This is a genomic window from Paenibacillus sp. FSL H8-0457 (assembly GCF_038051935.1).
In the GTDB taxonomy this organism is placed as follows: Bacteria; Bacillota; Bacilli; order Paenibacillales; family Paenibacillaceae; genus Paenibacillus_AQ; species Paenibacillus_AQ lautus_A.
Map to the genome: position 1 here is coordinate 3,062,822 of NZ_CP150293.1, position 13,793 is coordinate 3,076,614.

The 13,793-nt window shown below is 49.2% G+C and carries 8 protein-coding genes; 6 read left to right on the plus strand and 2 right to left on the minus strand.

Going from position 1 to position 13,793, the window contains the following annotated elements:
* Positions 1–12: 12 nt before the first annotated feature.
* Together MHI43_RS13740 and MHI43_RS13745 are read left to right on the plus strand one after the other, a co-directional pair.
* Positions 13–3,756, plus strand: a complete 3,744-nt coding sequence (locus MHI43_RS13740; RefSeq protein ID WP_051425367.1) for a non-ribosomal peptide synthetase — start codon at positions 13–15, stop codon at positions 3,754–3,756.
* Between the two features lie 158 nt (positions 3,757–3,914).
* Positions 3,915–4,592 (plus strand): serine/threonine protein kinase, encoded by a 678-nt coding sequence (locus MHI43_RS13745; protein WP_015734929.1) that lies wholly within the window; start codon positions 3,915–3,917, stop codon positions 4,590–4,592.
* Between the two features lie 147 nt (positions 4,593–4,739).
* Here MHI43_RS13745 and glsA read toward each other — a convergent pair whose 3' ends face one another.
* Entirely contained in the window at positions 4,740–5,681 is a 942-nt protein-coding gene (glsA, locus tag MHI43_RS13750; RefSeq protein ID WP_036663410.1) for a glutaminase A, read from the minus strand.
* 527 nt (positions 5,682–6,208) lie between these two features.
* Between glsA and MHI43_RS13755 the strand changes: the two genes are divergently transcribed.
* Positions 6,209–6,559 (plus strand): DUF2512 family protein, encoded by a 351-nt coding sequence (locus MHI43_RS13755; RefSeq protein ID WP_036663408.1) that lies wholly within the window; start codon positions 6,209–6,211, stop codon positions 6,557–6,559.
* 201 nt (positions 6,560–6,760) lie between these two features.
* Positions 6,761–7,219: a hypothetical protein gene (locus MHI43_RS13760; protein WP_036663407.1), complete on the plus strand. Its 459-nt coding sequence runs from the start codon at positions 6,761–6,763 to the stop codon at positions 7,217–7,219.
* A gap of 88 nt (positions 7,220–7,307) precedes the next feature.
* Here MHI43_RS13760 and MHI43_RS13765 read toward each other — a convergent pair whose 3' ends face one another.
* Positions 7,308–9,104, minus strand: coding sequence for a hypothetical protein (locus MHI43_RS13765; protein WP_015734933.1), 1,797 nt, complete (start codon positions 9,102–9,104; stop codon positions 7,308–7,310).
* Between the two features lie 485 nt (positions 9,105–9,589).
* Here MHI43_RS13765 and MHI43_RS13770 point away from each other — a divergent pair, with 485 nt between their 5' ends.
* Together MHI43_RS13770 and MHI43_RS13775 are read left to right on the plus strand one after the other, a co-directional pair.
* The gene (locus tag MHI43_RS13770; RefSeq protein WP_009592953.1) at positions 9,590–10,003 is read left to right on the plus strand and encodes a YugN-like family protein; all 414 of its coding nucleotides are present in this window, start codon (positions 9,590–9,592) and stop codon (positions 10,001–10,003) included.
* 267 nt (positions 10,004–10,270) lie between these two features.
* Positions 10,271–13,735: a glycoside hydrolase family 2 TIM barrel-domain containing protein gene (locus MHI43_RS13775; RefSeq protein ID WP_036663405.1), complete on the plus strand. Its 3,465-nt coding sequence runs from the start codon at positions 10,271–10,273 to the stop codon at positions 13,733–13,735.
* Positions 13,736–13,793: the final 58 nt, after the last annotated feature.

Genomic DNA, 13,793 nt, shown 5'->3' on the forward strand with positions numbered 1-13,793 from the left:
GCATAGAAAAAGATGGAGCTGAAACCTTTGAATACTACGTTGATGATCGAACAAGGCAAAGAATATTGGTTGAATGAACTGCAGCTACCTTTACCGGGATTCTATCTGTACACCGACGGTCCAGCGCATCTTCAGCATCAAGATTTCGATCGCATGGCGATTCCCCTTCGTATCGAAACCGGTAAAATCCAGCGGTTCCGCGAAGCGTATAACATCAAGTCATGGATGCTGACAAGCTATGCGGTGTTTCTGTACCGCATGACGCACGATTCGGATTTGCTGATCGGCGTGAACAATGAGAAGGGCAATTTGCTTCCGCTAAGAGTGAGCATAAGCGAAAATGATTCATTTGCTCGTTTGTATGAGCAAATTTCGGCCAAGATGGAGCAGATTGAAGCAAGCATCCTTTCCCTTTCTGACATCGAAGGTTTTATCGGTCAGCCGCTCCATCTGCGGACGATTTACGGCCGGAACGGCAACGGCTATGCCTACGGTGAAAGCGGGCTGAACTGGGTGGTTCAGGAGGAGGAAAGGGATCAATGGACACTTTATGTTTCCTATGCCCAGCCATTGTTCAAAGAAGAAACGATTGAAAAATTCAGCAGGCACTTCGAGCTGCTTGCGGCAGCCGCTCTTGAGCATCAGGAGATGCCGGTTAGCCGTCTGCCTATGCTGACGGAAGAGGACCGGAATGCCTATGCAACCCTTAACGACACGAAGATGGAGCTTCCGGAAGATCCGACGCTTGTGGCGATGTTCGCTGCGGTTGTGGAGAAATATCCGAAGCGAATTGCATTATCTTCCGGCCAGGAGCAGATCACGTACGAACAGCTTGACAGGCAGTCGAACCAAATTTCCCATATGCTCATAGCCAAGGGGCTGCGCAAAGGCCAGTTCGTTTCGATATTTATGAAGAGGGGCCTCGATACGATTATCAGCATGCTCGGCGTCCTCAAAGCCGGGGGAGCCTATATCCCGCTGGATCCTTCCCATCCGGATGAACGAAATGCCTATATTATCGAGGATACGGCATCAAACATCATTCTGACGCATCCGGATTTCACGGCGAAACTGAATGGACTATTGGCCCAAGTCCAAACCAAACCGGAATATTTTTGTCTCGATGACCATGTCGATTCCTATCCGGCAGAAGCTTGCGGCGTGGGCGTGACGGGCGATGATCTGGCTTACATCATTTATACGTCCGGTTCTACAGGCAAACCGAAGGGCGCATTGATCGCCCATCAAGGCGTCGTGAATCTGGCACTCGCCAATCGGGAGAATTTGCAGATGAGCGAACAGGATATTATTCTTCAATATTCCACATTCAGCTTTGATGCTTCCGTTTACGATATATTCGGCTCACTGGCTTGCGGCTCGCGTCTGCATCTCCTATCGGATGAGCAGCGCTTCTCCATAGACGCCTTTACGGAAGCGGTGGCAGACACCAACGCAACGCGCGTCGCGATATTGCCTACGGTATTCTTCAATCAATTGGCAGCGTATTTGCCAATGGAGGACACACACAAATACCGTAACATCAAAACGATCGTGGTCGGCGGGGAAGCTTTGGCGGGAGAAACCGTTCGCATGTTCCGGAAGAAGCTTCCGATTCCAATCGTGAACCTTTACGGCCCTACCGAAACGACCGTCGTAGCAACAGGGCATGTCGTGGATTATCCGATTTCGGAGGATCTGGCCACCGTGTATATCGGCACGCCTTTTGCCAACTATGAATTGTATATCGTAAACGAACATGATGAATTATGTCCGACTTGCGTAACGGGGGAATTGCTCATCTGCTCGGTAGGCGTAGCCAAGGGATATTTGAATCAGCCCGAGAAGACCAGGGAAGCCTTCATTCCGGATCCGATAATGCCCGAATCAGGCAAACAGTACTACCGTTCGGGCGACTTGGTGCGGCTGCTGCCGAACGGGCAGGTGGAATACCGGGGAAGAAAAGATTCACAGGTGAAAATCAGAGGCTTCCGGATTGAGATCGGGGAGATCGAGGACAATCTGGCAAAGCATGATTGCGTGAAGGATATCGCGGTCATTCCGAGAACGGATGAGGACGGAAGCAAAATGCTGGCGGCATTCTACACGTCCCATGATGGACAGGCCGTCCCCGCCAAGGAATTGGTACAATTCTTAAGCCGGAAAGTGCCGAGTTACATGGTTCCTAAATACATCTGTTTCGTGGAAGAAATGCCGTTGTCCCCGACGGGTAAAATAGACCGCAAGAAGCTGGCTATATACGACCTGTCGATGGAGGCGGAAGAGGATAACTCCCGATACGAAGCCCCGGTTAACGATACCCAACGGGATATCGGCGCAGCCTGGGAAAAAGCGCTGGGACAAACCAAAATCGGTATCCACGACGATTTCTTCGATATTGGCGGCTATTCGCTGAAAATCCTGGAGATTCTGGTCCTCCTTAAGCCTCGATATCCGCAGTTGAAGATCAATGATTTCTTTGTATTTCCAACCATAGCGAAACTAGCGGAGAGAGTTGCGGAATTAAGCAGCCAGGATTTCCTGGTCGATCCATTGGAGGAACGGGATCTGCCGATTCAGGATTTGGCGGAGTATCCGATTTCTTTTCCTATCAATCATGCTTCGGAACAAGCGGTGTATACCCAGCAGCATATTTTGCTAACCGGCGCAACGGGGTATTTGGGATCTCATTTGCTGCACGAACTGCTGTATCAATCCACCGCAACCGTATATTGCCTGGTTCGGCCGTCAAAGCTGATGGAGCCGTATATCCGCCTGGAGCAGGTCATGACCGGATATTTCGGCGAAGACATAAAGTCTCGAATGGACAAGCGGGTGATCGCGATTCAGGGCGACTTGGAGCAGGAGTCTCTGGGGCTTGGGGCAGAAGACCTCGCCCTGATTGAAGCGCGCATCGATTCCATCATCCATTGCGGAGCTGAGGTGAAGCATTTCGGGGATGCCGACTATTTTGCCCGAGTTAATGTTGAGAGCACGGACAGACTACTAGCTTTGGCCCAAAAGAAACCTAATACCCGTTTCCATTTTATATCTACGCTTGGCATTCCGGAGGACCTGGCGCTGGGCGGCCAATGGAAGGCGATCGTTGCCGGAGCGGGCTACGAGGAGTCTTCCATTGAGAATGTCTATACGAACAGCAAGCTGGAAGCCGAGAAGCTGGTCATCAAAGCCGGTAAGGAACGAGGCATTCCGGCAGCGGTATACCGGGTCGGCAATTTGTCCTGTCACTCCGAGAACGGAATATTTCAGAAGAACATAGACAACAACGCGTTTTATCGCATGCTGAAAGCGATGGTGCTGTTGAAGAAAGCGCCTAACGTGAAGTGGCAAGTGGATATTACGCCGATTAACTATGCGGGGGAAGCGATTACTGCGCTGCTGCTTCAGCAAGAGACCGTCGGTCGAGTATTCCATATTTGCAATCCGGTTGCCATTCCTTACGAGGACATGGTGGAGCATTTTAAAGATTATGGATATGACATTGCCTTGATGGACTGGAAGGAATACGAGGCATGGTTATTGGATCCGCAGCAGCCGAAGAACAAGGAAGGCCTGGAGCTGGCCATGGCACAGTTTGAAGGCGACGGGGCGAAGAATTCCGTTTACCGGTATACTTGTCCGCAAACTTCGGAGTTCCTCCGCAACACGGGCGTGAAATGCGCTTTGCCGGACAAGCCGTTTTTTGAAAAGATGATGGATTATGCCGCTGGCATCGGATATTTCGTGAAGCCTGAGTAATGATATTCAGGTTAGCAAGCAAGAAACCGCGAATGCTTTCGCGGTTTTTTTGTAATTTTTTGTGCGTATGGTACGGCAAGTCGGCAAAGATGTTTTTAGGGCTCGATTATGGTACGATCATACTGAATTAAGTCCATAATCACCAAATGAGGTGGCCCATGAATAACGAACAATGGAAGCAGGCAGAAACCGCGCTGGCTTGCATGGAAGTGATCAAGAATGGCACCAACGACCCGGTAACGATTGAAGGCGAATCGGATGACCTGCGCTGTGTCGGAATCGGTACGGATGCTGCGGTATTCGTCTATGAACCTATGCCGGCATATGCATATAAATTGTATGCTGTGGAGGCGCTGCCCAAGAAGGAAGCGGAGATCAAGGTCTATCAAGAGCTGATGGGCAGTCCTTATTTTCCTGTATTTTATGGAACAGGCGAGCGTTATGTGGCGATCAGCCATGAATCCGGATTAACCTTGTACGATTGCTTGCTCTATGGTGTGCCCGTTCCTAGGCAGGTCATAGAGGATGTCGAAGCAGCACGCTCCTTCGTGCGTAGCAAGGGCTTGAACCCGCGGGACATTCATTTGAAGAATGTACTGCTGCAGGACGGCAGAGGGAAAGTGCTCGATGTATCCGAGTATGTTCAGGATGGCAACGACAAACGATGGGAGCATCTCGTGTGGGCTTACGACAATGTATATCCGCTGCTTGAGGGTAAGAAGCTGCCGCTCTGGGTATTGGAAGCCGTGAAGAACGGATATTACCGTCTTGATCCATCCAGCGTGAACATGCAGGAGTTCGCGGATCGGATCGGCAGATTGTTTTTCAGAAAATAGCAGTTGGATTCATACGAAGATGGCAGGAGGGTTTGACCGAAGAGAGGCGGACACTTCCTTATGTTATGTTGTCGTTATTATATTTGAGAAAAATGCTGCGAATCAATCCCCCTTAAGCATATGCTCTTGCTTCAGGGGGATTTTTACTTAGAACATACTCCAATCCATCTCCCGGGACAAGGTTTGCAGGAGATGCACGCCGGCATAACTGTTCCCTTTATCATTCAGTGCCGGGCCTACCACGCCGATGCCGTAACGTCCCGGTACTAATGTTAATATGCCTCCTGAAACGCCGCTTTTGGCCGGCAATCCTACCTGAATGGCAAATTCGCCCGACGCGTTGTACATCCCGCATGTCGTCATGAACGTCTTGGCGATTTGAACATACCTGCGAGGAATGAGCGTTTTGCCGGTTAGCGGATCCAAACCGCTGCAGGCCAGGACCAAGCCCATCCGGGCTAAATCGGCACAATCCACAACAATGGAGCAGTGCCTGAAGTATACCTCCAACACCTCTTCAACATCTCCGCTGAGAACCCCGTTTTCTTTCAAAAAGAACGCTATGGAACGATTTAAATTTCCGGTATCCGATTCCGAGCGGTAAACTCCCATATCATAATCCAAGTCGACGTTCCCGGATAGCTCTTTAAGAAACTGAAGAATTCTGCTTGACTTCTCGTAGGGGCTGCTTCCGTTAATCAAGGAAGAAACGGTAATCGCGCCTGCATTAATCATCGGATTGAAGGGAATGCCGGGCCGAACCAGCTCCAGCTTCAGCATGGAATTGAAGTTGTCTCCGGTCGGCTCCATGCCAACCTTGCCAAAAACGGTTTCCTCTCCATTGTCCATCAGTGCCAAGATCAGCGTGAAAACTTTGGAGATGCTTTGCATCGTAAAACGAAGCCCGCAGTCCCCGGCTGTGACGGATTCTCCCTGAGCGCTTAGAAGGGTAATGCCCAAGGCATCATGTGGAGCTTTGGACAGTTCGGGAATGTAAGAGGCGACTTTACCTCTGTCTGAGCATGGCGAGCTTGCTTTCAGCCAATCCGGCAGCCGCTGCCGGATGGCTTCAAGGTCGGGAGATGTCATCGTTTATACCCCTCCATGGATACATATTGATGAGTCCGAGTCGTTACTGCTGTTTTGTTAAGCTTTATGTAAGGTTCGTATAATAATCGTGTAAGGTTCGGCTAGAAATCCATCTTGAGTTTCGCATCCGCAAAAATTCACAAATTACTTTTTATATTTCGCCTCGATGATTAGTAGTATCGTCAATTACTTCACATTTGTTTCAGTGAAATACGATAGGCGATACAGTCCGCCGCGGAGGGATCAACAAAAAACAGTTCGGACACAAATCAGACTGATGTTATTATATGAAAACTTTCTGATGGGCATGCTTGTTTCACTGCTAGCCGGTATTGCGACGTTGGCCAAGGTATGATAGCTGAGAGCATAGAGACAGAGGCTATCCTTTTCAGATAGGGATCGAGTTGGTCGTTATGCGGACGATGGCCAAAGTTTCCCACGGCTCGTCAAATCCCTCACGGCCGGGAATAACCCGGAGTAATCATAGCGCAAGCTGGATACACTACCGTAAAAAAGAGTGTATCATTATGAAACTGCTTGTTAAGTTATTGGTGCATGGGGTTATGATTACGGCACTGTTGGTTTCCCTAACCGATGCTTCTTTCATCGGGGCTGTATCAACATCAGTGGGGATCGCCATCATTGCTTACTTGGTAGGGGATTTATATATTCTGCCTCGCACCAGCAATATGATCGCCACGATAGCGGATGCCGGCTTGGTATTTGTCATGCTGTGGATCATCGGCGCCGTTGCGAACTGGACCATTGATTTCTCGGAGATTCTGCTGCTAGCAGTACTTGCGGGGGCATTTGAGTATTTCTTTCATAGCTGGATCAGGGGCGAGCATCTTCTTAACAAAAAACAGCGAGCCTCGTAACTGCGCATTGCGTAATGAATCACGGACTTGCGCTTCTATAAGCAATATCACTTTAGCCTGAGTAATCAGGCTTTTTTTATTCTCTGAGTCTGGACCAGCTGCCGTGGCATTGTGACAAATATTATTTCTTAATCAGAGAAGAGGGAATAGATTCGATGTAGGCGACCTTCGAATCTTAAAGAGAATTGAGGCTGTTAGGAGATGGTCAATATCAAAGGGAAGCGATCCCATGCCTTGATTGGCCTTCAAGCATTCTTGGCGATCGGCGCGTTGGCAGGGGGAACGATGCTTATAACGGATCCTGGTGGTGAACTCATTGGGATGCCCAGCTCATTATTGCAGGACTCTTTCTTTCCTGATTATTTAATTCCAGGCATTCTTTTATTCTGCGTGTTTGGCATCCTGCCTCTGATCACGGCTTCCGGACTGATTCTAAAGTGGGAGTGGGACGCAGCTCAAAGATTCAATATTTTCAAAGAAAAGCATTGGTCCTGGACCTTTTCTTTATATTCGGGTTTTGAGTTAATCATCTGGATTATGGTTCAGGTGTATATCCTGGATTCCGTTTCCTTCATACATCTGGTATATGCCATGCTTGGTTTGATGATCCAGATGGCCACGATACTACCATCCATACAAGCAAAATATACGATGCAATGAAGAGAGTAAGTCACACCGGCTGAAACGTCAATGAAATAACCCCATCGCTCCTCTATGAGCAATGGGGTTATGTTCTTTCTCTTACATTTTACGGCTTCGCGCTTTTCCAATACGCATAAGCATGCACGACGCTGCCGGTAAAGGAAGGCGAATCCTTTAATAAAGCAGGCAGCTTGGCAAGCTCTTCCTCCATATAGGCGGCACCTTCTTCGTGGAAGGTGATATGATCGCCTTCATGACTGGCTTTGATCTCTACCGATATCTTGATGGGCTTGCCCAGCTCATCGGCAAATGCAATCTCTTCCTTGGAAACCCCGACGATGCCGTTGGATCCCTCCGCTACATCCCGGAAGGCCATGAGGGAAACATGGTCCATACGATTGATCATCCACTTGCTGAGCGACATGTCTTCGCCGGTGACTTTATATTTATCCAGCCACACGGCCATATCCATGCTGGCTTCCAATGAAGAATCCTTTTTCAATTCCGTAACGAATGCATCCAGATTCGCGGTCCATTCTGAAATAACCTGCTGCGAATCCTCTTTCCATGCCGGCAGCACGTAGGGCTCAATGTCCAGGTGAATGCCGTGGAAACGCTCATCGCCTTCAACGGCGCGATTGTAGCTCTTCACATAATTGACGAGCCGCATCATTCTCGGCCGGTTCTCCTCAAGGGCCCATATCGGATGCCCGCCCATGGCATGAACCTCGATTCCTGCCGCAGCCGCTTGTTTAACAAACGACGAGTACGAGCTGTACGGCTGTTCCAGATCAAGGCGTACATATAGCCAGTTCAATTTCTTCTCTTTGGCAAAATCAAGAATTTCCTGACTGTTTTGAACGACTTCATGGGCTTCCCATATATAAGTGCCTCTTACCATAGGATCCCTCGTCACCGGATCCGCATCCGGCACGCGATCGCCTTCACCGGGTTCTGGATCTGGATTCGGCTCCGGGGCCGGTGATGGGGAAACGGGATCCGTGCTTCCAGGGGGGACGATCTCATCAGCAGACATGCTTTGCCAGTTGCGAATATCGTGGATTGCGACACCGGCAAAGGATGGGTAAGAACCGAGCGCACTGGAGAGATGATCCAATTTTTGATTCAACTTGTCCTTCCCGTGTCCATAAAAGGTGGTATAAGACTCGCCTGGCATCTCCTTGGTATTAACTCCGATCAGGATCTGTTTCCCAAGCCTGTCGGCAAGCTCAAGCTCAGCCCGCGTCAAGTCCAGGATCCCATGCTCGGATTCCACTTCATTCCGGTAAGCCATGACGGTAACATGGTCAAACGCACCGATCAGCCATTCATTAAGTCCGGTTCCATCCGCCAAGGCGTATTGGTCAAACCAGAAAGGAATATCGATCCCGAGCTCGAGTCCCTTTCCGGAAGCTAGGCTCAGGAACGCCTTAAGATTTTGTTCCCAGGTGGTAATGATTTGGTCCTGTTCAGTTTGCCACTTGGCAAGCACATACGGTTCTACATCCAGATGAATCCCGTCGAATCGAGCACCTGCCGCAACCTTGCCGTTATAGTCAATTACCCAATCAGCGAGACCAAGCATGTCATCGAGATGTTCGGTGAGCGCCCATCTAGGGTCTCCGCCCAAGGCATGGACCGCGATTTGGTCCTCATGCGCACGCTCTATAAACGCCTCGTATATCTCCGACGACAGCTGACGATCGATCTGCAAGTAGATCAGATTAATGCCTTCTTCGCGGGAAAAATCAAGCAGCTCTTCGCCGCCATCCCGTATCAGGTCCGTCTGCCATATCCAAGTCGCTTTTTTTGAATTATTTTCGCCGTAAGCCGGGGTATGCAGCCCCACCAGAAGCATAACAACCAAGAGACTAGCAAGCTTCTGGTAACCTTTCACTTTCATGTTTTCCCTCCGTTTCTCTGCGAGAACTCCACGTATTCTCTGTTTAGTAAACGGGGTTATTATAGCATTGATAGTTCAAAAAAAGATGAGCCCAAGTTCTTACGGGACATTATAGACACCAATCAATCGAACGGGTGATCGGTATAAAAGGAACTAGATACAAAATGGAATAATATAACTAAATGACATAAATTATATGAATATGAACAAGAATAAGGCTAACAGCTCAGGAAGAAAGTTGCGTTTTTGGCGCTTGGTTGGTCCAGTGTCACTGTTTTGGGAAAGGTCAGCATTATATTTAATAGCTGCGATCCAGAATGGGAGAGCTATGTCATCATGACTAGTAATTTAAGACAGTGGGCAAGCATAAGCGATTTCAGCACCCGAACACAATCGGTCATCAGGATACCGCAAGCAGCAGCGAACCGTATAAAGGCGGGAGTTCACGTCCATCCTAGAACTAAAATGTGAAGGTGGGCGTTAACATGATTAATTTGGAATCGCGACTGGAGAATATGGAGGATCGTTTCGTAAACATCGATACTTATCTATGCAAACACGATTTTACGTTAGCCAGCAATTGGGATTACAAGCATGGCTATTTGGATAGGAGATTGGATCAGGAGCGGATGGTGTGGCTTCGCATTCCCTTTCACGTAACCAAGGGCAGCTTGGATGGCGAATGCGGCGGATGCCATGCAACGATCAAGCTTGGCCGACCATTTGTCTTCAGGCATATATATAATAAGGGGACCGATAAGCATGCGAGACCACGTTTATTGGGAGCTCTCTTCGATCAATTCCAGTCGCCGATCGACCCTGACGCCTCGGTGGACGATATGTGGGTTGAACAAGCGAGAAAAGTCTTGGACGAGGTGGAGACGGGGTATTTGCATTAACATTAAGATATCCTAAGAGATTCGGGACGCTTGGTCTCTTTTGGCACATCTGCAATATAATGAAGCAAGGGCTCTGATGCATGCTGCATGCGAAGGGCTCTTTTTTTTTGTCCAGTGCAAGAATATACATAAATTAAAGATCATCCTTTGAAAACCTTAGAATTTTTTTGAAGAAGGCTCAAATGATAAAGCATCCTGATATAGTAAGATTGACTGAATTTGCGGTCCTCATTGATTAATAAATAGACGAAGAAGGTGATATCACCCATGAATAAAAGAGCTTTATTTAATGATGGATGGACGTTTGCAAAAAGCGGTTTGGACGTTGAAGATTCGGAGAATCTACAATTTCAGCCTGTTGATCTTCCTCATGATTGGCTCATACATAACACGGAGGAGTTATACGAGAACAGCATTGGCTGGTACCGGAAGGAATGGTTGCGGAATAATGACGGCGGTCAGGTCTTCCTCTGTTTTGACGGTGTGTACATGGATTCTTCCGTCTATGTCAATGGTCGTCCTATGGGCGAATGGAAGTATGGCTATTCTTCATTTGAACACGAGATAACGGAGGCGCTCCGGGACGGTGAGAATGTCATCGTCGTAAAGGTTGTGCATCAAAGCCCGAACAGCCGATGGTACTCCGGGGCAGGCATTTATCGGAATGTATGGTTAAAGACAAGGGAATCCAACCACATCGTCACGGACGGCGTTTATATAGCGACTAAGCATCAGGAAGATGGATGGCTGGTTGAAGTCGAGACGGAAATGAAGGTCGTGGATGATGTGCTGATCAAGCATGTGATTTTGAAGGATGGGCAGATCATCGCCGAGACTTCTGACCGGGTCGACGCCAATCACACGTGCAGCAGTGCAGGCAGCATCCTAAATACGCAAACATTAGCTGTCAAGGATCCGCTGCTCTGGAGTCCGGAAGAACCTAACTTGTATCAATTGGTGACCGAAATGAAGCTGAGCGGAACCAAGCGTTCCGCAGTTTCGCAGTATGCAATCTTGGAAGCCGTCACTCATAACGTGGGATTCCGACACATTCGGCTGGATCCTCATCAAGGGTTCCTGCTGAACGGCAGCAAATTCAAATTGAACGGCGTATGCGAGCATCATGATCTCGGCGCTTTGGGAGCAGCCTTTAACAAAACCGCATTGGCGAGAAGGTTTAAAATTCTGAAAGAAATGGGGGTTAACGCGATTCGCACCGCCCATAATATGCCGGCTAAGGAGCTGATGGAGCTGGCGGATGAAATGGGGCTGCTGATTGTATCGGAAGCCTTCGATATGTGGGAGCGGCCGAAAACGCCTTATGATTATGCCAGGTTTTTTCGGGAATGGGTTCAGCGTGACGTGAAGAGCTGGGTCAAACGGGACCGCAACCATCCGAGCCTTATCATGTGGAGCATCGGGAATGAGATATATGATACTCATGCGGACGAGAGGGGCCAGGACATCACAAGAATGCTGATGGATGAGGTTTATACATACGATCCTAAGCAAAATGCAAAGGTTACCATTGGATCGAATTATATGCCTTGGGAGAACGCGCAGCAATGTGCCGATATTGTGAAGGTAGCAGGATATAACTATGCCGAGAAATATTACGAGAACCATCACCGGGAACATCCGGATTGGATCATATATGGCAGTGAGACCGCGTCCGTCGTACAAAGCAGAGGCATCTACCATTTCCCGTTCGAAAAATCCATTCTGGCCGATGATGACGAGCAGTGTTCCTCCCTCGGTAACAGCTCGACTAGCTGGGGAGCGAAATCGGCGGAGGCATGCATCCTGGCTGAACGGGATACGCCCTTCTCGCTCGGTCAATTCATATGGACAGGGTTCGATTATATTGGTGAGCCTACGCCGTACCATACTAAAAACTCCTATTTCGGACAGATTGATACGGCAACCTTTAAAAAGGACTCCTATTATATCTATCAAGCCGCTTGGACGGATTACAAAACGAAGCCCATGGTGCATCTGCTGCCCTATTGGGATTTCAATGACGGTCAGATGATAGATGTTCGCATCTGCTCCAATGCGCCAAAAGTAGAATTACGACTCAATGGGGAAACCGTGGGTACGCATGACATTGACCATGCACGAGGAAGAGAGCTGGTTGGGTGGTGGAAGATTCCTTACGTCAAAGGCGAATTGAAAGCGATAGCTTATGACGAAACAGGCCGTATCGTAGCCACGGATGTAAAACGATCGTTTGGCAATGCCAAGCGGATCGTCCTGCGTCCGGATAAAGAAGAGCTGAGGGCCGATGGAACAGATCTCATCTTCGTTGAGATCACCATGGAAGATGAGGATGGGTACTCCGTCGAGAATGCCAATAACCGGGTGGAGGTCCATGTCACGGGGGCGGGACGGCTGCTGGGTCTCGATAATGGGGACAGCACGGATTACGATCCGTACAAAGGCCTAAGCAGAAGACTGTTCAGCGGCAAGCTGATGGCGATCATCGGTGCGACATTGGAGCCCGGCGGAATCGGGATCGAGGTGTCCTCCACAGGCATGGAGCGTCAATCCCTTCATTTGACTTCCATACCCGTACAGGATGATGTGACGCAAGGAGTATCCGCAAGCATGAGGAATGAGGAGGGACCATGCCTGACAGGAAACAGGGACGAGATTCCGCTTCGCAAGATTGAGCTGATCAGCGAAAAGGGTCAGGTCTTTGATCCGGCGAATCGACAAATGACAGTGCGGGCCATATTGCATCCACTGGCAGCTTCTTATCAGGAAGTCGAATGGGCCGTCGTAAACGATGCCGGCATCGAATCCAATATTGCGAGCGTCGAGGCCAATGGCCATGCTGCCATCGTAACAGCCCTTGGCGACGGGGAATTTCGATTAAGATGTACGAGCCGGAACGGGACAGGTAAAACCCGGCTCATCTCCCAGCTTGAATTTAAGGTCGACGGTTTGGGTGCAGCATACAAGGATCCATACTCTTTCATATCTGCTGGATTATATGATTACAGTCAAGGTGAAGTCGGGAACGGAAACGAAAGAGGCGTAGCCACGAGCAGAGACGGCGAGACGCAGGTCGGGTTCCGGGACATCGATTTTGGCCCCCATGGCTCCGATACGATTACGATTCCGATATTTGCTCTTTCAAGCGAAGCGTACGCTTTGCAAATCTGGGAGGGCATGCCTGGCGAAGAGGGCAGCTCCCTGCTGGCCGATTGCATTTATCAGAAGGAGTCCAAATGGAACGTGTATCAGGAAGAAACCTACCGATTGTCCAAGAAGCTGCGCGGCATTACGTCGATTTGCTTTGTCCTTCGCCAGAAGGTGCACATCAAAGGGTTTTATTTTCAACCGGGGAATCGAGCCTTTGAGCCCAACTTTGCCGCCGATTGCGACCGGATTTACGGGGATACCTTTACGGTGTTGGACAACAGGTTTGTTCAAGGGATAGGAAATAACGTCTCCCTCGAGTTTGACGAGATGGATTTTTTAGCCGACGGTGCATCGAAACTGGTGGTGTACGGCAGATCCGCCTTAGATAAAAATACGATTCATATTCGGTTTGCGCATTCGGATGGCGAAAGCAACCGGCTGGTCGAATTTAGGCAAGCCTACGAATATGAAGAGCAGGTATTCGATCTGGAGCCCGTGGCCGGCAAACAGAAGGTGACGTTCATCTTCCTGCCGGGAAGCCAATTTGATTTTGGCTGGTTCCGATTTGTGCGAACAGATTCATAATTTGCGAGATAAACCAAGCTGCCGACCGACTCGGCAGCTTGGTTTCGTTATGAAGGAT